The sequence below is a fragment of the Siccirubricoccus sp. G192 genome (assembly GCF_019084075.1).
Taxonomy (GTDB): domain Bacteria; phylum Pseudomonadota; class Alphaproteobacteria; order Acetobacterales; family Acetobacteraceae; genus G192.
Genome location: NZ_JAHREN010000001.1, coordinates 2572045 through 2590308 on the forward strand (window position 1 = coordinate 2572045; position 18264 = coordinate 2590308).

The following is an 18264-nucleotide window of genomic DNA, read 5'->3' on the forward strand; positions in this document are numbered from 1 at the left end:
GCCATGAACGCGATCATCGACCGCCGCTCCCTGCTGCGCGCCGGCGGCGCCATGCTGGTGGCCTTCAACCTCGGCCTGCGGCCGCGGGATGCCGCCGCCTGGGCGGAGAAGCCCGTCGCGACGGATGAGGTGGGCGCCTTCCTCTCCATCGATGCCGAAGGGGGCGCCACGGTCTTCGTTGGCAAGGTCGATCTCGGCACCGGGGTCCGTACCGGCTTCATGCAGATCGCGGCGGAGGAGCTGGACCTGCCGCTCGGCCGCATCCGCGTGGTCGAGGGCGACACGGCGCTGACGCCGGACCAGGGCGCTACCTATGGCTCGCTCTCCATCCAGAATGGCGGCGTGCAGTTGCGCGCCGCGGCGGCGACCGCGCGGCGCGAGCTGCTGCGCCAGGCGGCGGAGCGGCTCGGGGCCGATGCCGCGCGGCTCCGCATCGAGGAGGGCGTGGTGATCGCCCCGGATGGGCGCCGCGCCACTTTCGCCGAGCTGGTGGGCGGCCGCGCCTTCACGCTGAAGGTGGACGCCAATGCGCCGATCAAGCCGCCCGAGGCACGGCGCATCGTCGGCCAGGCCGTGCCGCGCGTGGACATCCCGGACAAGGTCTTCGGCCGGTTCCACTACGTACACGACTTTCGCCTGCTGGGCATGCTGCATGGCCGCCCGGTGCGGCCACCCACTCTGGGCGCGACCGTGGAGGCGGTGGACGAGGCCAGCATCCGCGGCATCCCGGGCGTGGTGCGGGTGGTGCATCAGGGGGCCTTCCTCGGCGTGGTGGCGGAAACCGAATGGGCCGCCATCCGCGCCGCGCGGGAGCTGAAGGTGCGCTGGTCGAACTGGGCCGGGCTGCCGGAGCAGGCGAAGCTCTGGGAACATGTGCGGGCGACCCCGGTGGCGCAGGTGCAGGTGACCTCGGATCGCGGCAATGCGGCGCAGGCCATCCAGGGCGCCGCAAAGCGCCTCTCCGCCAGCTATGATTTCGCGATTCATACCCATGGCTCCATGGGCCCCTCCTGCGCCGTGGCGGAATTCAAGGACGGCAGGCTCACCAGCTGGAGCGCCAGCCAAGCGACGCACAACCTGCGGAAGCAGCTTGCGATGATGCTCGGCCTGCCGGTGGAGCAGGTGCGCTGCATCTACATGGAGGGCGCGGGCTGCTACGGCCGCAACGGGCATGAGGATGCGGCGGCGGATGCGGCGCTGCTGGCCCGCGCGGTGGGCCGCCCGGTGCGCGTGCAATGGATGCGTGCCGATGAGCATGGCTGGGACCCGAAGGGCCCGCCGCATCTGGTGGACCTCCGCGCCGGGCTGGATGCAGAGGGGAATGTGGTCGGCTGGGAAAGCGAGGCCTTCATCCCGAAGGGCGCCGGCGGCAATGTGGACCTCACCGCGGCGGAACTCGGCGGGCTGCCGCGGGAGAATCAGCTCAACCCCGGCAACATCATCCACAACCTGGCGGTGCCCTATGCCTTCCCGGCAGTGAAGACGGTCTGCCACCGGCTGGAGACCACGCCCTTCCGCCCCTCCTGGATCCGCACGCCCGGGCGGATGCAGAACAGCTTCGCCAATGAAGCCTTCCTCGACGAGTTGGCGGCCGAGGCCGGCGCCGACCCGTTGGAGTTCCGTCTCCGCACGCTGCCACGGGACGATCCGCGCGGCAGGGAGGTGCTGGAACGGGTGGCGCGGCTGGCGAAGTGGCAGACCCGCCCCTCGCCGCAACGGGTGCGCGAGGGGGAGATCCTGCGCGGCCGCGGCGTGACCTTCGTGAAGTATGAGCTGGTGCGGACCTATCTGGCCGGGGTGGCGGAAGTGGAGGTGAACCGCCGCACGGGTGCGATACGGGTGACCCGCTTCTTCTGCACGCATGATTGCGGCCAGATCATCAACCCGGGCGGCGTACGCTCGCAGATCGAGGGCAACATCATCCACACCCTGTCGCGTACGCTGAAGGAGGAGCTCACCTTCGACCGGGGCGCGGTGACCAGCCTCGACTGGGGCAGCTACCAGGTCATCACCTTCCCGGAAGTGCCGGAGATTGCGATCGAACTGATCGACCGCCCCACCGAGCGCCCCTGGGGCGCCGGCGAGCCGGCGGCAGCGATCGTGCCCTCCGCGGTGTCGAATGCGGTCTTCGACGCCACGGGGGTGCGGCTGCGCTCGGTGCCCTTCACCCCGGCCAAGCTGCGGGCGGCGCTGCAGGGGGTTTGACGCGGTCCGATGGCCGCAGGGCCAAATGGCCCAGCGGTCTGAATCGGCCCGCGTGACAGGCCAGGTCCCCCGGGCGGCGGCGATGCGCGCCGCCCGGGTTGCCGGATGCAGGCGAAGCTGGGAGACTCGGCGCAAGCAAGGGAAATGGGGAAGCGCCGTGAAGGCATCGCTGTTCTACCTGCCGAGCATCGGCAGCCGCGCCGAGATCGAGGCCGGCATGGCCGGGATGCGGGGCGACCTCTATCAGCGCATGCTGCGGGAATTGTCGGAGCAGATCCGCCTGGCGGATGATCTGGGCTATGATTCCGTCAGCTTCACCGAGCATCACTTCCATATCGAGGGGTTCGAGATATCGAACAACCCGGTGCTGCTCGACCTCTATTTCGCGATGCAGACCAGGCGCATCCGGGTGGGGCAGCTTGGCATCGTGCTGCCGGCCGCCAACCCGATCCGGGTGGCCGAGGACATCGCCATGCTCGACCACATGACCGGCGGCCGCGCCTGCGCCGGCTTCGCCCGCGGCTACCAGCGCCGCTGGGTGGATGTCATGGGCCAGCAGGCGCATGGCATCCACGGCGCGCTGCCCAACCAGCATGACGAGATCGACGCCGCCAATCGGGAGGCATTCGAGGAGAATTTCCGCATCCTCAAGAAATGCTGGACCGAGGAGATGCTGACCCATGACGGGAAGTTCTGGCGCATCCCGGCGGGCCCGACACCCTGGACGCTCGACACCACGGAGAAATGGGGGAAGGGGGTCGAGGGCGGCATCCTGACCTCGGTCGGCGTGGTGCCGAAGCCGCTGCAGAAGCCGCATCCGCCACTGTTCCAGCCCTTCGCCAGTTCCGAGAACACCATCCGCTTCTGCGCCAAGGAGAACATCACGCCGATCCTGCCGCCGATGCACCCCTCGCACGAGGACAAGCTCTACAGCGTCTATGCCGAGGTCGCCGGCAAGCCCCAGGGCGTGGGCATGGGCGTGCTGCGCGATGTCATCATCGCCGATACCGAGGAGGAGGCCATGGCGCTCTGGCGCGATTCCGGCCAGTTCTCCGGCCGCGCCTGGTTCGAGCCCTTCGGCTTCCGCAAGGGGTTGCAGGACCCCGCGACCGGCCGCTTCCCCACGCCCGAGGAGGTCATCGCCAGCGGCTATGCCTATGTCGGCACGGTGGACAGCGTGCTGCGCGCCATGGAGGCATCGGAGCGGCGGCAGCCCGTGGATTGGACCTTCTGCTACACCTATAACGGCCTGGTGCCGCATGACATCCTGATGCGCTCGATCGAGCGGTTCTGGACCAAGGTGATGCCGCGTTTCGCCTGAAACTGGCGGGAGGGGGACGCTCGCGGGGCGCCTTGCGTAGGGCCGGCGCGTCCAGTGCGGGGGGGTAGGCCTTCACCCGACCTCGGCTCCGCCACCGGCACCCGCTCGGTACTGCGGGCACGGCAGGGTAGGCTTGTGGTGGCGCCGGCGCCGATCTCCTTCCAGGCGCCGCTCACCATGGACGCGCCGCGCCGGCATCCGCGCTGATTTCTGGGCTGGGCCGGCGAGGTGGGTTGCCCCCCCGCCGGGTGGTTGACTATGGTCCGCCGCCCTTGAGGCGGCAGTCCGGCACACCGGGCGCGACTCCTGGGCTTTGGATGGGTGGCCGAGCGGTCGAAGGCGCGCGCCTGGAAAGTGCGTATACGTCAAAAGCGTATCGTGGGTTCGAATCCCACCCCATCCGCCAGATACCCAGGACATCACCTCGGCAATGGCTGCAACGCCGATCCGCATTCTGGCGGCGCAGGTCGGGCGGGATGCAGGGGGGTGACAGCCAGCAGCCCTGGTCTGCAGGACTTCTCCGGTGCGCGACCCCATGGCAGGCTGCGGCGCAGGCTAGAGCGTGATCGCTTGAGGTGCTCGCACCGAAAAGCGTGAATCACGCGATCAAACAAAGGCCTGGAGCATGATGCGTGAACGAAGGTGAACGCATCATGCTCCAGAGACAACGGGGAGGAAACATCCGCATGCTGCAACGCCGTTTGCTGATCGGCGCAGGGATCGCCGCGCTTGTCGCCAAGCCCGCCATCCTCCGTGCCCAGGGGAACTGGCCGGACCGCCCGGTCCGTGTTGTCGTGCCCTGGCCGCCTGGCGGCTCGACCGATGTGCTTGTGCGGATCTACGCCGAGCGGTTGCAGGCCATGCTCGGCCAGAGCTTCGTGGTGGAGAACCGCCCCGGCGCGGGGGGGCAATATCGGCGTTGACGCGGTGGCGAAGGCGGCGCCCGACGGCTACACCATGGGCATCGCGGCCGTCTCGCACTTCTCGATCAACCCCTTCCTCTACACTCGCCTGCCCTACGACCCCGACAAGGACCTGATGCCGGTCGGCGTGGCATGGGAATTGCCGAACGTCGCCGTGGTGCCGGCGGAGCACAACCCCTCGCGCAGCCTGCAGGAATTCGTGGCCTGGGCGAAGGCGAAGCCGGGCGGAATCACCTATGGCTCGCCGGGGGTGGGCACCACGCCGCACCTCTCGGGCGCACTCTTCGCGGCGCGGTCGGGGTTCGAGGCGACGCATGTGCCCTTCCGCGGCGCGGCACAGGCCATTCCGGTGATGCTCGTGGGGCAGCTCGACTTCGCCCTCGACAACCTGGCCTCCTATGTGCCGGTGATCCGGGACGGGAAGCTGCGGCCGCTGGCCGTCACCTCGGCCGAGCGCTTCCCGACCATGCCGGAGGTGCCGACCATGGCCGAGGCCGGGGTGCCGGACTTCGTCGTGACCTCCTGGCAGAGCTTCGTCTTTCCCGCCGGCACGCCGCGCGCCGCGATCGAGCGGCTGAGCGCGACGCTGAAGCGCATCAGCGAGGACGAGACGATCCGGCGCCGCTTCCTCGATACCGGCGCCGGCATGGCCTGGTCCTCACCCGAGCAGGCGGTCGAGCGCGCCCGGCGCGAGCGACCGATGTGGCAGGAGGCGGTCCGGATCTCAGGCGCGAGGGTGGAGTAGGGGCGATGCAGGGCCCCTCGGCGCTCCATGGATATCCGCGGCCCGGTCCTGCTGGACGCCGATGGCCAGACGCGGAGTAGGCATGGCGCGACGCATGCGATAGCGTGCCCGCAACAAGAACGCCTTGCGGGAGAACGCCTGATGGGATGCCGCGTCCTTGCCCTGCCTGCCCTGGCCGATCATGCGGTCGCCCAGGCGCAGGTTGCCTGGCCAGGCCGGGCGGGGTCCACTGCTCGGATCAGCGAGCAGGGAAGGCGCAGGACGCAAGGCACGCCGCTCGGCTGACCAACCATTCCAGGAAGCACCGGAACCGTCGAATGTCCCCAGAAATTCTCTCCCAACTGGCCCCGACAGGGGTTCTTCGCGCTGGCATCAACCTGGGCAACTTCCTGCTCGTGACCGGCCGCAGCGCCGCCGGCGATCCCGAGGGCGTATCGCCCGGCATGGCGCGCGCGATCGCCGACCGGCTCGGCGTGCCGGTTCGCTACGTGCCCTATCCGAAGCCCGGCGAGCTTGCGGATGCCGTGGGCAGCAATGCCTGGGACATCGGGCTGATCGGCGCGGAGCCGCAGCGCGCCGAGAAGATCGCCTTCACCGCCGCCTATGCGGAGATTGAGGCAACCTACCTGGTGCCCGCCGGCTCGGCCATTGCCACGCTCGCCGAGGTCGATCGCGCCGGGGTGCGGATCGCGGTCACCGCCAGGTCGGCCTACGACCTCTGGCTGGAGCGCAACATCCGCAACGCCACCCTCGTGCGGTCGAACAGCATCGATGGCGCCTTCGAGCAATTCGTGGCGGAGGGGCTGGAGGTTCTGGCCGGACTCCGCCCCCGCCTGCTGACCGATGCCGAGGCGCTTCCCGGCTCCCGCATCCTCGATGGCAGCTTCACCGCCGTGCAGCAGGCCATCGGCACGGCGCGCGGCAACGAGGCCGGCGTGGCGTTCCTGCGCGACTTCGTCGAGGAGGCGAAGGCCTCGGGCCTCGTCGCCAGCCTCATCGAGCGGCACAAGGTGCATGGCCTTTCGGTGGCGCCGGCAGCCCAGGGCGGGTAGTTCCTGCCGGGGGCAGGCGGCCGGGCGAACCCCATGGCGAGCCTCACTCCCCCGGCCGCGCGGCGGCACGCCCGCTGGCCTGGTCCGGAATCAGGCCAGGGCCAATTCCGCCAGCGCCTGCGCCAGCACGCGGGTGCCGCGCGCCAGTTGCGCCGGGCCGGCATATTCCGCCGGATTGTGGCTGATCCCCTTGCGGCAGGGCACGAAGAGCATCCCGGTCGGGCAGACCGGCACCATGAATTGCGCGTCGTGGAAGGCGCCGGAGGGCATCCGCAGCGCGCCGAGCCCCTGCGCCGCCGCGGCCCGCTCCACCGCGCCGCTCACCAGCGGGTCGAACTCCACCGGCAGGGCGTGGAACCGCTCTGTGACCCTTGCCGCGCAATTGCGGATCGCCCCCCCGGATGGTGGCCTCGATCGCGTCGCCGCGGGCCAGCAGCACCGCCTTGTCGGGGTGCCGGAAATCGATGGTGAAACGCACCCGCTCGGCCACGCTGTTCGAGGTATTGGGCGAAACCTCGATGCGGCCGACCGTGAAGCGCAGCACATCGGCAGGGTCTTCCATCAGCCCGTTCAGCGCGGCGATGGCGCGCAGCATGTCCTGCACCGCGTCGCGGCGGAGCGAGAGCGGCGCCGTGCCGGCATGCGCACTCTCGCCTTTCAGCTCCACCAGGAACCAGCGGCTGCCCTGGATGCCGGTGACCACGCCGATATCGAGCCCCTCGGCCTCCAGCCGCGGCCCCTGCTCGATATGCGCCTCCAGATATGCGAAGGGCGCCGGGCCATCGACCACGCCAAGCCCGCGGCGCGGGATGTCGGCCTCGGCCGCCAGGTGTTCCCGCAGCGCGGCGGCAAAGGTGGTGCCCTCCGGGTCCTCCACCGCATCCCAGGCATCGGCCGGCCTGAACCCGGCATAGGCCATGCTGCCCATGCAGCCCGGGGCGAAGCGGCCGCCCTCCTCATTGGTCCAGGCCACGACCTCGATCGGGCGGCGGGTGGCGATCCCGGCCTCGCGCAGCGCCTGCACCGCCTCCAGCCCGGCGATGACGCCATAGATGCCGTCGAAGCGGCCGCCATTGGGTTGGGTGTCCATATGGCTGCCGGTGATCACCGGCGCGGCGGCGGGGTCGCTGCCCCGATGCCGCAGGAAGAGGTTGCCGAGCGCATCCACCGAGGGTTCCAGGCCAAGCGGGCCGGCCCAGGAGAGCAGCAGCCGCCGTGCTTCCCGGTCCAGCGGCGTCAGGCAGGCGCGGTTCACGCCCTCGCCGGGGATGGCGCCGAGCTTCGCCATCTCCATCAGCCGGTCCCATTGCCGCGCCTCGTCCACCGCCGCGGCGGCCTTGGCCCCATCCGTCCCGCTCATTCCGGCTCTCCCCGCTTCCGAGGGATTTAATCGGCGGAAGCCGGGCCGAAATCAACGCCAACGCCAATCGCACCAGGAAACCAACGAGTAGGCCCCCGGATGCCGCCCATCCAAGTTCCGGCCTCCTGGAGCGGCCCTGCAACGCCCGCGCCGCTGCCACGCTAGAAGGCCGATCCCAGAGGATGGAGGGCTGTGATGACCAAGATCCTGGTGCTCTATTATTCCATGTACGGCCATATCGAGCGTATGGCGGGGGCCGTTGCCGAGGGTGCCCGCGGCACCGGGGCCGAGGTCGCGGTGAAGCGGGTGCCGGAGCTGGTGCCGCGGGAGGTGCTGGAGAAATCCGGCGCCAGGCTGGACCAGCCGGCGCCGCTGGCCAGCCCGCAGGAGCTGGACCAGTACGACGCCATCATCATCGGCTGCCCGACGCGCTATGGCCGGATGGCGGCGCAGATGGCCAACTTCTGGGACCAGACCGGCGGGCTCTGGGCGCAGGGCAAGCTGATCGGCAAGGTGGGCAGCGGCTTCACCTCCACCGCCAGCCAGCATGGCGGGCAGGAAACCACGCTGATTGCGATGCACACCATGATGTTCCACCACGGCATGGTGCTGATGGGCCTGCCCTATAGCGCCGCCGGCCAGATGCGGCTGGACGAGATCACCGGCGGCAGCCCTTATGGCGTCACCACCATCGCCGGCGGCAAGGGCGAGCGGCCACCTTCCGAGAACGAACTGGAGCTGGCCCGCTTCCAGGGCCGGCATGTGGCGGGGATCACGGCGAAGCTGGCCGGTTGATACGGGGGCACCCGCCGGTCTGCGGCCGGTGCCAGGTCGCCCTGCTTCCTTTACAGGCCTCCCCCGTCCTTAGCGCTTGCAAATCGGGCGCGGATTGCGCATCTGTCCCGCCCGATACCAACGGCAACCCCTTCGGAACCTTAAGGGCGGGCGGCACGGGGCAGGAACCCCGGGGTCAGGCCCGCTTTCGCGTATGGAGGCCCATCGTGGCGCGCACCCCGCTCGACAAGATCCGCAACATCGGCATCACCGCTCATATCGATGCCGGCAAGACCACCACGACCGAGCGGATCCTGTACTATACCGGGAAGTCGCACCGGATCGGCGAGGTGCATGACGGCAATACCACGACCGACTACATGGACCAGGAGCGCGAGCGGGGGATCACCATCACCTCCGCGGCCGTGACCGCCATGTGGAAGGACCACCGGATCAACGTCATCGATACGCCCGGCCATATCGACTTCAATATCGAGGTCAACCGGTCCTTGCGTGTCCTCGACGGCGCCATCTTCATCATTGAGGGCGTGGCCGGCGTGCAGCCGCAGTCGGAGACGAATTGGCGCCTGGCCGACCGCTACAACGTGCCGCGCATCATCTTCATCAACAAGATGGACCGGACCGGCTCCGATTTCTACCGCGCTGCCGCCACGCTGACCGAGAAGCTCGGCATCACCTGGGTGGCGCTGCAACTGCCGATCGGCTCCGAGGACACCTTCAAGGGTGTGGTGGACCTGGTCGAGATGAAGGCGCTGATCTGGGAAGGCGACGAGCTCGGCGCCAAGTTCCACGACGCCCCGATTCCGGACGACCTGGCCGAGAAGGCCGCCGAATACCGCAAGCTGCTGGTCGATACCGCGCTGCTGGTCGATGACGACACGGCAATGGAAGAGTATTTCGACAAGGGCGATGTCTCGGTCGAGACGCTGAAGCGCTGCCTGAAGAAGGGCACCATCGAGGGCACCTTCCGCCCCGTGCTCTGCGGCACCTCCTTCAAGAACAAGGGCGTGCAGCCCCTGCTCGACGCCGTGCTCGACTACCTGCCGAGCCCGGTCGATATCCCCGGCATCAAGGTCGCCGCCGAGGAGGGCGCCGATGAGGATGCACCGCGCCGGATCATCAAGGCGGATGAGAACGCGCCCTTCGCCGGCCTCGCCTTCAAGATCGTCAACGACAAGTACGGCAACCTGACCTTCGTGCGCGTCTATGCCGGCGTGGCGAAATCGGGCGACATGGTGATGAACACCACCAAGGGCCAGCGCGAGCGCATCGGGCGGATGTTCCAGATGCATGCCGACAAGCGCGAGGAACTGAAGGAGGTCCATGCCGGCGACATCGTGGCCTTCGTCGGCATGAAGGACACCGGCACCGGCGACACGCTGGCCGATGCATCCGATCCGGTGGTGCTGGAGCGCATGGCCTTCCCGGTGCCGGTCATCGACATCTCGGTCGAGCCCAAGACCAAGGAGGGCATCGAGAAGATGACGCTCGGCCTGCAGAAGCTGGCGGGCGAGGACCCGAGCCTGCGGCTGCGCACGGACCAGGAAACCGGCCAGACCATCCTCTCCGGCATGGGCGAGCTGCATCTCGAGATCATCATCGACCGGCTGCGGCGCGAGTACAATGTGGATGCCAATATCGGCGCGCCGCAGGTGGCCTATCGCGAGACCATCACCAAGCCGCATACCGAGATCTACACCCACAAGAAGCAGTCCGGCGGTTCGGGCCAGTATGCCGAGGTGAAGATCACCTTCGAGCCGAAGGAGCGGAACACCGGCATCGAATTCGCCAATGCCGTGGTCGGCGGTTCGGTGCCGCGGGAATACATCCCGGCGGTCGAGAAGGGCATCAAGGTCCAGGCCGATACCGGCGTGCTGGCCGGCTTCCCGACGGTGGACTTCAAGTACAGCCTGGTGGACGGCAAGTATCACGACGTGGACTCCTCGGCGCTCGCCTTCGAGATCGCCGCCAAGGCCTGCTTCCGCGAGGGCATGAAGAAGGCCGGCCCGGTGATCCTGGAGCCGATCATGGATGTGGAGGTGACCACCCCGCAGGACCATGTCGGCGACGTGGTGGGCGACCTGAACCGGCGCCGCGGCGTGATCCAGAACCAGGACATGGCCGGCACCTCGGTCATCGTCCGGGCGCATGTGCCGCTGAAGGAGATGTTCGGCTACATCTCCAACCTGCGGGGCATGACCAAGGGGCGCGCCAGCTTCTCCATGCAGTTCCACCATTACGATCCCGTGCCGCGCCAGGTGGCGGACGAGATCATGGCGAAGAGCGCGTAAGCGCCCTTCCAGGCCGGAACCGGATGCGGCGGCGCGGGGGCTTCCCCCGCGCCGTTTGCGTTCCAGGGCCAGGCAGGTCTATCTGCGGCCATGCTCGATTTCGCCGGCACCCGCATCCTCGTCCTGGGCGATGTGATGCTCGACCGCTTCCTGTATGGCGAGGTGAACCGGATCTCGCCGGAAGCGCCGGTGCCGGTGGTGCGGCTGCGCCGGACCCATGCCATGCCGGGCGGCGCCGGCAATGTGGCGCGCAACATCTCGGCGCTGGGCGGCCAGGCGGTGCTGGTCGGGCTGCTCGGCCGGGATGCGGCGGCGGCGGAGTTCCGTGCCCTGCTCGCCGCCGATCCCGGCATCGCCGATGCCACGGTGGATAGCGCCAGCCGCCCCAGCATCTGCAAGATGCGCGTCATCGCCGGCACGCAGCAGGTGGTCCGCCTCGATGACGAGGAACCGAAGCCGGCCGATGCCGCGGAGGCCGCGGCGCTCACTGCCGCGGTGGCGGCGGCGCTGCCCGGCTGCCAGGCGCTGGTGCTCTCCGACTATGCCAAGGGCGTGCTGGCGCCGGCCGTCATCGCAGGGGCCATCGGCGCCGCCCGGGCGCGCGGCATCCCGGTTTTCGCCGATCCGAAAAGCGACGATTTCGGCCTCTATCGCGGCGCCGACTGCATCACCCCCAATGCCCGCGAGCTCTCCCGCGCCGCCCGGCTGCCAGCCGGCACCGAGGCCGAGGTGGTGGAGGCCGCGCGGCGCGTGATGCAGGAGGCCGGGCTGCCCGCCCTGCTCTGCACCCGCGCCGAGAAGGGCATGGTCCTGGTCCGCGCCGAGGGCGGCCATGCCAGCGTGCCGGCCGAGGCGCGGGAGGTCTTCGATGTCTCCGGCGCCGGCGATACCGTCATCGCCACCCTTGCTCTGGCGCACGCCGCCGGCAGCAGCCTGGAGGCGGCGATGCGCATCGCCAATGCCGCGGCCGGCATCGTGGTCGGCAAGCTCGGCACCGCGACGGTCGGTGCCGATGAGTTGGCGCATGCGCTGCGGGCCGAAGGCGGCTCCGCCCCGGATGAGGGCCTGGCGCTGGACTGGGCGGCGGCGGCACGGCTGGTGGCGGATTGGCGCGCGCATGGGCTGCGCGTCGGCCTGACCAATGGCTGCTTCGACATCCTCCATGCCGGCCATGTCGCGCTGCTGCGCGCCGCGCGGCGGCGTTGCGACCGGCTGATCGTGGCGCTCAACACCGATGCCAGCGTGGCCCGGCTGAAGGGGCCGGCGCGGCCGATCAACCCGCTGGCCGACCGTGCCGCGGTGGTCTCGGCGCTCGCCGCCGTGGATGCGGTGGTGGGCTTCGCGGAGGACACGCCGCTGGAGTTGATCCGGCACCTGCTGCCGGATGTGCTCATCAAGGGCGCCGACTATACGCCGGACCGGGTGGTGGGCGCCGACCTCGTGCAGGCGGCCGGCGGCGAGCTGGTGCTGATCGACCTGCTGCCGGGCCGCTCCACCACGGGCATCGTGGCACGGGCGAAGGGCGGTGCCGCTGGACCCGCCTCGGGCTGACAGTCGCCAGCCCGAGGCAGATCCAGCCCTGTCAGAGACCGCGATTCACGCCCTCGGTGTCTCCACCTCGGGCGATCGCGGTCTACCGCTTGAGGAAATGCGTTCCCAGGATGTCCAGCACCACCACGCCATCGCTGGTGCGGGTGCCGAAGTAGCGGATCTTCGCCACGCCGCGGTCGGGCTTGCTGCGGCTCGGGATCAGCTCCTCCACCCGGGCCGAGACGGCGATCTCGTCGCCCGGCCGCACCGGCGCCGGCCAGCGCACCACCTGCTCGGTGCCGCCGAGCGAAACCTTCTCGAACAGGCCGGTCCGCAGGATATGGCCGAAGGCGGCGGCCTGGGTATGCAGCCCGCTGGCGATCAGCCCGCCGAAGATGGTGCCCTTGGCCCGCTCGGGATCGACATGGAAGGGCTGCGGGTCGAAGCGGCGGGCGAAATCCAGGATCTCGGGCTCCGTCATGGTGAAGCTGCCGAATTGCAGCTCCTGGCCCTGGGACAACTCGTCGAAGGAGTTGAGCGGCTGCATCATGGTGCCTTTCCGATGGGTGCGGGCGTCAGATCAGCGACTGCATGTCGCCATCCACCGCCAGGGCCTGGCCGCTGATGGCGGCGCCGAAGGGGCTGCACAGATAGAGCGCCATGTTGGTGATGTCCTGCGGCGTCACATAGCAGCGCAGCGAGACGGCGCGCAGCAACTCCGCCTCCTGCTCGGCGAAGCTGATGCCCTTCGCCTGCGCCTTGGCCTCGATGACGCGGCGGATGCGGTCGCCGGCGACCAGGCCGGGCAGGATGGCGTTCACCCGGATGCGCTCCGGCCCCAACTCGATCGCCAGCGACTTGGTGAAGCCCACCACCCCCCCCATTTCGCCGCGGAATAGGGGCTGCGGAGCGGGAAGCCGAAGCGGCCGGCCGCGGAGGAGAGGTTGATGATGGAGCCGCCCCCGGCCTGCCGCAGCGCGGGCACGGCGCGGCGGGCGCAGTGGAACATGGATTCGAGGTCGATCTTCAGCGTGCGGGTGAGGGCGTCGGGCGGCACATCCTCCACCCGCGCGGTCGGCCCGGCGATGCCGGCATTGTTCACCAGCACGTCGAGGCCGCCGAGATGGCCCAGCGCCGCATCCATGTAGGCGTCGCAGCCCTCGGCGGTTTCCATGTCGGCTTCCATGTGCGGGTGCGGGCAGACGGCCAGCGCCTCCCGGTCCACATCGCAGAGGAAGACGCGGGCGCCGCAGCCGGCGAAGCTGTCGGCCATGATGCGGCCGATGCCGCCCGCCCCGGCGCTGATCGCCACCCGCAGCCCATCCAGCCGCACCGTCAGCGGCGCCATATTGCCCTGCATCCCGCATCCTCCATGGCCTTGTCGGCAGGATAGGCGGGACCGGGCCGGGCGGGAACCGGCGACCGGTGTCGTGCCGCATGCCTCGTGTTAGTATCGTGCCGCACCCGTTACGGAGCGCCTGATGTCCGCCACCGAGATCGTCCTTGTCGTCCTGCTGCTGCTGGCGGTCATCACCGCCTGGAAGGGCATCAAGACCATCCCCCAGGGCGAGGTCTGGACAGTGGAGCGATTCGGCGCCTTCACCCGCCTGCTGCAGCCGGGGCTCAACCTCATCATCCCCTATATCGACAATGTCGGCCGCAGGATGAATGTGCAGGAGGTGGTGCTGGATATCCCGGAACAGTCCGTCATCACCCGGGACAATGCCACGGTGGCGGTGGACGGCATCGTCTATTACCGCGTCATGGACCCGGCCAAGGCGGCCTACCAGGTGCAGAACCTGACCGGCGCACTGGAGGCGCTGGCCATGACCAATATCCGCTCGGTGATCGGCGAGATGGATCTGGATGCCACGCTCAGCGGGCGGGAACGCATCAACGTCACCCTGCTCAAGACGCTGGATGGCGCCACCGACCCCTGGGGCGTCAAGGTCAGCCGGGTCGAGATCCGCAAGGTGGAGCCGCCGGAGAACCTGGTGCGCGCCATGAACCTGCAGATGACCGCGGAGCGCGAGCGTCGCGCCACGGTGATGAAGGCCGAGGGCGACCGCGCCGCCGCCATCCAGCGCGCCGAGGGCGAGAAGCAGGCCCTGGTGCTCGCCGCCGAGGGCCGCCAGCAGGCCGCCATGCGCGATGCCGAGGCGCGGGAGCGGCTGGCCGAGGCCGAGGCCAAGGCCACGCAGATGGTGGCGGAAGCCGCGGCCGGGGCCGGTGAGGCGGCGCTCCGCTACTTCATCGCCGACAAATACGTGAAAGCCTTCGAGGCACTGGCCGGCAACCCCTCCAGCAAGCTGGTGGTGGTGCCGATGGAGGCCTCGGCGCTGGCAGGAGGCATCACCCAGGCGGTGGAGTTGCTCCAGGCGGGGCGGGGTGCGCCACCGCCCGGCGCGGCGCCCCTGGCGGGAGGGAGCCCATGGAGCCGGGGCTGATCTGGATTCTCGGCGGGATGGTGCTGCTGGCGGCGGGAATTGGCGTTGCCGGGGGTCTTCCTGCTTTGGGTGGGGCTGGCGGCGATCGGCACCGGCCTGACGATCCTGCTGGCCGCGCCTGGCTTCGCGGTGGTGGTGGTGGTGTTCCTGCTGCTGCTCGGCGCCGGCATCTGGACCGCGCTGCGGCTGCGCGGCCGCCACCGGCCGACGCCACGGGTGAATACCCCCAGATCCGGCCTGGTCGGCCGCAGTGGCACGCTGTTGCCAGCCCCAGGACCGGGGCTCCGCGTGCGGATCGGCGATTCCGAATGGCCGGCCCGGCTGCCGCGCGACATCCGCGTCCCGGAAGGCCCGATCGCGGTGCGGGTGGAGGCGGTGGACGGCACCACGCTGGTGGTGCGGCCGGAATGACGCCGCGCCCAAATTGATCTGGCGCATTTCGCCCCGGCTCCGTTTGCATGATCCTGCGCCGAAGCGGGAGCCGGAACGCAGATGCGCATCAGGACCATCGTGCTGGGACTGGGCTTCGCCGCCGGGGCGGCCGGGGCGGCTTTCGCGCTGCGCCACCATCCGCTGGATGTCCCGGTGGCGCGGCAGGAGCAGGACATCCCCGTGCGCGTCTTCGGCCTCGGCACCATCGAGGCGCAGGTCAGCTCCCGCATCGGCTTCGAGGTGGCGGGCACCCTGGTGGAGGTGCTGGCCGACCATGGCGATCGGGTGCCCGCCGGCACGGCGCTGGCGCGGCTGAACCCGGCCTTCCAGCAGGCCCGCCTTGCCAAGGCCGAGGCCGGCATGCAGAGCGCCGAGGCGCAGCAGGGCCGGGTCGCCGCGGCGCTGGAACGGGCGACGGCGCAGCTTCAGCAGAAGCGCACCCTGGCACAGCGGCGGCGGGAATTGGCCGGGCGCGGCACCACCTCCGTCGAACAGGCGGAACTGGCCGAAACCGAGGCCGCTGTCGCCGCGGCCGATCTCGGCGTGGCCCGGGCCGATCTCGCGGTCGCCCGCGCCGCCCTGGCCGATGCCCGCGCCAACCTGCTGGCGGAGCAGACCACGCTCGCCAAGCACAGCCTCACCGCCCCCTTCGATGCTCTGGTGATCGCCCGCCACCGGGAGCCGGGGGCGGCGCTTGCGCCGGGGGAGGCGGTCTTCACCCTGGTCGCGCCCGGCAGCCTATGGGCGCTGGCCTATGTGGATGAGGGGCGCGCCGGTGCCATCCGCGAGGGCCAGCCGGCCGAGGTGCGGCTCCGTTCCCTGCCCGGCGAGGTCTTCGCCGCCCGCGTCGTGCGCATCGGGCTGGAGAGCGACCGGGTGACGGAGGAACGCCGCATCCATGTCCGCTGCGAGCGTTGCCCGGCCCAACCCATCATCGGCGAGCAGGTGCAGGTGGAGGTGGAGACCGGCCGCCTGCCCGCCGGGCGCCTGGTGCCGGAAGCCGCGGTGGAGGGCTTCGACGGCGCCAGTGGCCGGGTCTGGCTGGTGGAGGATGGCCGGCTGCGGCAGCAGGAGGTGCGCTTCATCGCACGCACCCTGGATGCGCGGCTGGCGCTGGACCCGGCGCTGCCGGAAGGGCTGGCCGTCGTCACCCGCGTGCCCTCCGGGGCACGCGAGGGCCGGACGGCGAGGGCAGCCCCATGAATCTCGCGCTGCGCGACATCCGGCACAATCTCGGCCGCTTCCTGCTGACCTGCCTCGGGCTTGGGCTGCTGCTCGGCGTGGCGCTGGCCATGGTCGGCATCTACCGCGGCCTGGTGGATGAGGCGCTGTCGCTCGCCCGCGGGCTGCAGGCTGATCTCTGGGTGGTGGAGGCCGGCAGCCGCGGCCCCTTTGCCGAGGCCAGCCGCATCCCCGGCGATGTGCGCGAGGCCGTGGCGCGCCTGTCCGGGGTGGTGGCTGCCGGCAGCCTGACCTTCCAGACGGTGGAGGCCCGCCATGCCGGCGGTCCCGGCAGCGACGCCGCCCCCACCGAGGACGTCGTGCGAGAACGCGGCGGCGAAGCGGGGCGGCCGCGCATCGGCGCCGTGCTGCGGCTGCAGGTGGTGGGGCATGAGCCCGGCCGCCCCGGCGGCCCGCCCGGCCTGGTGGCGGGGCGCGGCATCGGGCGCGGGCGGCTGGAGATGGTGGCGGACCGCAGCAGCGGCCTGCCGCTCGGCGCCATGGTGGAGATGGCCGGCACGCGCTTCCGGGTGGTGGGGCTGACGGCACGCACCGTCTCCACCGGCGGCGACCCTCTGGCCTGGATCACGCTGCGCGATGCCCAGGAATTGCAGTTCCGGCTGTCGCCCCCGGCCGCGCGGCGGGCGCAGGCGGGCGGTGGCGGCGGCCAGCCGCAGGATACGGTGAATGCCGTGGTCGCGCGGCTCTCCCCGAATGCGCGGGCGGAGGAGGTGGCGTCCGTCATCCGCCGCTGGAAGCATTTCTCGGCCCTCACCGCGGCGGAGCAGGAAAATGTGCTCACCCGCAGCGTGGTGGAGCGCGCCCGGCGGCAGATTGGCCTGTTCACCGCGGTGCTGCTGCTGGTCTCGGCGGTGATCGTGGCGCTGATCATCTACACCCTCACCATGGACAAGATGCGGGAGATCGCGACGCTGAAGCTGATCGGCGCGCCGGACCGCAGCATCGTCGCGCTCATCATGCAGCAGGCGCTGATGCTGGGCGGCATCGCCTTCGCCGGCGGCACGGCGCTGCTGCTCTCCGTGAAGGACGCCTTCCCCCGCCGCGTGCTGCTGGGGCCGGAGGAGGTGGTGGGCTTCGGCCTGCTGGTGCTGATGATCTGCCTCGCCGCCAGCCTGCTCGGCGTGCGCTACGCGCTGCGCATCGAGCCGGCGCAGGCACTGGGTGGATGATGCCGGCGCCGCTGGTGGAACTCATCGGCATCGCCAAGGGCTTCGGCCAGGGCGAGGCGCGGGTGCAGGCGCTGGAGGGCATCACCCTCTCCGTCGCGCCGGGGGAGGTGGTGGGGCTGCGCGGCCCCTCCGGCAGTGGCAAATCCACCCTGCTGAACCTGGTCGCCTGCATCCTGGAGCCCGATGCGGGGGTGCTGCGGCTGGCCGGGGAGACGGTGTGGGAGGGTGGCTGGCGGCGGCGCGACCTGCGGGCGCTGCGGCGCGAGAAGATCGGCTTCATCTTCCAGTTCCACAACCTGCTGCCCTTCCTGGACGCCACCGACAATGTCGCCCTGGCGCTGACGCTGGCCGGCATCGAACTGCCGGAGGCACGGCGCCAGGCACGGGCGCTGCTCGATCACCTCCAGGTAGGAAAGCGCGCCACCGCCATGCCGGCCAAGCTCTCGGGCGGGGAGGCGCAGCGGGTGGCGATCGCTCGCGCCCTGGCCAACCAGCCGCGCATCATCCTGGCCGATGAACCGACCGCGGCGCTCGATTCCGAGCGCGCCGGGGTAGTGATGGACCTGCTGCGCCAGGTCGCCCGGGAGCAATCCGCCGCTGTGCTGGTGGTGACGCATGACGACAAGATCTTCGCCCGCTTCGACCGCATGGTGAGCCTGCGCGACGGCCGGATCGAGGCGGCAGGCTTGCCCGCAGCGGCGCTGACGGCAGTGTGATCCAGCCCGCGGCGCCACGGCTGGCCGGCTCGGTCA

Annotated in this window: 17 protein-coding genes, 1 tRNA gene and 1 pseudogene; 14 read left to right on the top strand and 5 right to left on the bottom strand. The window is 70.4% G+C overall.

The genetic code is table 11. The features are described from left to right. Positions 1-3 precede the first annotated feature (3 nt). From KSF81_RS12275 to KSF81_RS12295, 6 genes are all read left to right on the top strand, one after another. Positions 4-2205: a xanthine dehydrogenase family protein molybdopterin-binding subunit gene (locus KSF81_RS12275; protein ID WP_217379224.1), complete on the top strand. Its 2202-nt coding sequence runs from the start codon at positions 4-6 to the stop codon at positions 2203-2205. A gap of 157 nt (positions 2206-2362) precedes the next feature. After that, the gene (locus tag KSF81_RS12280; protein WP_217379225.1) at positions 2363-3526 is read left to right on the top strand and encodes an LLM class flavin-dependent oxidoreductase; all 1164 of its coding nucleotides are present in this window, start codon (positions 2363-2365) and stop codon (positions 3524-3526) included. A gap of 315 nt (positions 3527-3841) precedes the next feature. Beyond that, positions 3842-3932: transfer RNA gene (locus tag KSF81_RS12285), tRNA-Ser, on the top strand. Between the two features lie 280 nt (positions 3933-4212). Beyond that, positions 4213-4449, top strand: a complete 237-nt coding sequence (locus KSF81_RS29580) for a tripartite tricarboxylate transporter substrate-binding protein (RefSeq protein WP_254453483.1) — start codon at positions 4213-4215, stop codon at positions 4447-4449. A gap of 4 nt (positions 4450-4453) precedes the next feature. Beyond that, positions 4454-5194: a tripartite tricarboxylate transporter substrate binding protein gene (locus KSF81_RS12290; RefSeq protein WP_309139548.1), complete on the top strand. Its 741-nt coding sequence runs from the start codon at positions 4454-4456 to the stop codon at positions 5192-5194. 317 nt (positions 5195-5511) lie between these two features. Then, positions 5512-6246: a transporter substrate-binding domain-containing protein gene (locus tag KSF81_RS12295; RefSeq protein WP_217379226.1), complete on the top strand. Its 735-nt coding sequence runs from the start codon at positions 5512-5514 to the stop codon at positions 6244-6246. Between the two features lie 90 nt (positions 6247-6336). Here KSF81_RS12295 and KSF81_RS29585 read toward each other — a convergent pair whose 3' ends face one another. Both KSF81_RS29585 and KSF81_RS29590 read right to left on the bottom strand, forming a co-directional pair. Next, a complete protein-coding gene (locus KSF81_RS29585; RefSeq protein WP_254454017.1) occupies positions 6337-6792 on the bottom strand; it encodes a M20/M25/M40 family metallo-hydrolase in 456 nt (151 codons plus the stop codon). Further along, positions 6704-7606 (bottom strand): annotated as a pseudogene (locus tag KSF81_RS29590) (hydantoinase/carbamoylase family amidase); the annotation flags it as partial. The gene KSF81_RS29585 and the pseudogene KSF81_RS29590, both read right to left, overlap by 89 nt. A gap of 195 nt (positions 7607-7801) precedes the next feature. Here KSF81_RS29590 and wrbA point away from each other — a divergent pair. From wrbA to hldE, 3 genes are all read left to right on the top strand, one after another. Then, on the top strand, positions 7802-8401 hold the full coding sequence (wrbA, locus tag KSF81_RS12305; protein ID WP_217379227.1) for an NAD(P)H:quinone oxidoreductase: 600 nt from the start codon (positions 7802-7804) through the stop codon (positions 8399-8401). A gap of 206 nt (positions 8402-8607) precedes the next feature. Beyond that, positions 8608-10692: an elongation factor G gene (gene fusA, locus KSF81_RS12310; protein ID WP_217379228.1), complete on the top strand. Its 2085-nt coding sequence runs from the start codon at positions 8608-8610 to the stop codon at positions 10690-10692. 90 nt (positions 10693-10782) lie between these two features. Continuing rightward, entirely contained in the window at positions 10783-12243 is a 1461-nt protein-coding gene (hldE, locus tag KSF81_RS12315) for a bifunctional D-glycero-beta-D-manno-heptose-7-phosphate kinase/D-glycero-beta-D-manno-heptose 1-phosphate adenylyltransferase HldE (RefSeq protein ID WP_217379229.1), read from the top strand. A gap of 82 nt (positions 12244-12325) precedes the next feature. Here hldE and KSF81_RS12320 read toward each other — a convergent pair whose 3' ends face one another. Genes KSF81_RS12320 through KSF81_RS29600 form a run of 3 tightly spaced genes read right to left on the bottom strand, consistent with a single transcriptional unit; the run spans position 12326 to position 13582 of the window. Then, entirely contained in the window at positions 12326-12772 is a 447-nt protein-coding gene (locus KSF81_RS12320) for a MaoC/PaaZ C-terminal domain-containing protein (protein WP_217379230.1), read from the bottom strand. A gap of 25 nt (positions 12773-12797) precedes the next feature. Beyond that, positions 12798-13097 (bottom strand): SDR family oxidoreductase, encoded by a 300-nt coding sequence (locus tag KSF81_RS29595; RefSeq protein ID WP_309139549.1) that lies wholly within the window; start codon positions 13095-13097, stop codon positions 12798-12800. Then, positions 13040-13582 (bottom strand): SDR family NAD(P)-dependent oxidoreductase, encoded by a 543-nt coding sequence (locus KSF81_RS29600; protein ID WP_254453486.1) that lies wholly within the window; start codon positions 13580-13582, stop codon positions 13040-13042. Before KSF81_RS29600 ends, KSF81_RS29595 begins: the two co-directional genes overlap by 58 nt. Before the next feature lie 121 nt (positions 13583-13703). On the opposite strand from KSF81_RS29600, the gene KSF81_RS12330 reads away from it, so the two are divergent. The 5 genes from KSF81_RS12330 (at position 13704) to KSF81_RS12350 (ending at position 18228) form a co-directional block, all read left to right on the top strand. Then, positions 13704-14669, top strand: coding sequence for an SPFH domain-containing protein (locus tag KSF81_RS12330; RefSeq protein ID WP_217379231.1), 966 nt, complete (start codon positions 13704-13706; stop codon positions 14667-14669). Positions 14670-14714: 45 nt separating this feature from the next. Next, a complete protein-coding gene (locus KSF81_RS12335) occupies positions 14715-15080 on the top strand; it encodes an NfeD family protein (protein WP_254453487.1) in 366 nt (121 codons plus the stop codon). A gap of 81 nt (positions 15081-15161) precedes the next feature. Further along, complete coding sequence (locus KSF81_RS12340) at positions 15162-16304, top strand: efflux RND transporter periplasmic adaptor subunit (protein ID WP_217379233.1); 1143 nt, start codon at positions 15162-15164, stop codon at positions 16302-16304. Continuing rightward, entirely contained in the window at positions 16301-17512 is a 1212-nt protein-coding gene (locus tag KSF81_RS12345; RefSeq protein WP_217379234.1) for an ABC transporter permease, read from the top strand. Before KSF81_RS12340 ends, KSF81_RS12345 begins: the two co-directional genes overlap by 4 nt. Continuing rightward, positions 17512-18228, top strand: coding sequence for an ABC transporter ATP-binding protein (locus KSF81_RS12350; protein WP_217381671.1), 717 nt, complete (start codon positions 17512-17514; stop codon positions 18226-18228). The genes KSF81_RS12345 and KSF81_RS12350 overlap by 1 nt, the downstream gene beginning before the upstream one ends. Positions 18229-18264: the final 36 nt, after the last annotated feature.

Coding starts and splice junctions, on each gene's coding strand:
- KSF81_RS12350 (WP_217381671.1), top strand. CDS start 17,512: ATGCCGGCGCCGCTGGTGGAACTCATCGGCATCGCCAAGGGCTTCGGC.
- KSF81_RS12330 (WP_217379231.1), top strand. CDS start 13,704: ATGTCCGCCACCGAGATCGTCCTTGTCGTCCTGCTGCTGCTGGCGGTC.
- wrbA (WP_217379227.1), top strand. CDS start 7,802: ATGACCAAGATCCTGGTGCTCTATTATTCCATGTACGGCCATATCGAG.
- KSF81_RS29600 (WP_254453486.1), bottom strand. CDS start 13,582: ATGCAGGGCAATATGGCGCCGCTGACGGTGCGGCTGGATGGGCTGCGG.
- KSF81_RS12275 (WP_217379224.1), top strand. CDS start 4: ATGAACGCGATCATCGACCGCCGCTCCCTGCTGCGCGCCGGCGGCGCC.
- KSF81_RS12320 (WP_217379230.1), bottom strand. CDS start 12,772: ATGATGCAGCCGCTCAACTCCTTCGACGAGTTGTCCCAGGGCCAGGAG.
- hldE (WP_217379229.1), top strand. CDS start 10,783: ATGCTCGATTTCGCCGGCACCCGCATCCTCGTCCTGGGCGATGTGATG.
- KSF81_RS29580 (WP_254453483.1), top strand. CDS start 4,213: ATGCTGCAACGCCGTTTGCTGATCGGCGCAGGGATCGCCGCGCTTGTC.
- KSF81_RS12345 (WP_217379234.1), top strand. CDS start 16,301: ATGAATCTCGCGCTGCGCGACATCCGGCACAATCTCGGCCGCTTCCTG.
- KSF81_RS12340 (WP_217379233.1), top strand. CDS start 15,162: ATGCGCATCAGGACCATCGTGCTGGGACTGGGCTTCGCCGCCGGGGCG.
- KSF81_RS12295 (WP_217379226.1), top strand. CDS start 5,512: ATGTCCCCAGAAATTCTCTCCCAACTGGCCCCGACAGGGGTTCTTCGC.
- KSF81_RS29585 (WP_254454017.1), bottom strand. CDS start 6,792: ATGTGCTGCGCTTCACGGTCGGCCGCATCGAGGTTTCGCCCAATACCT.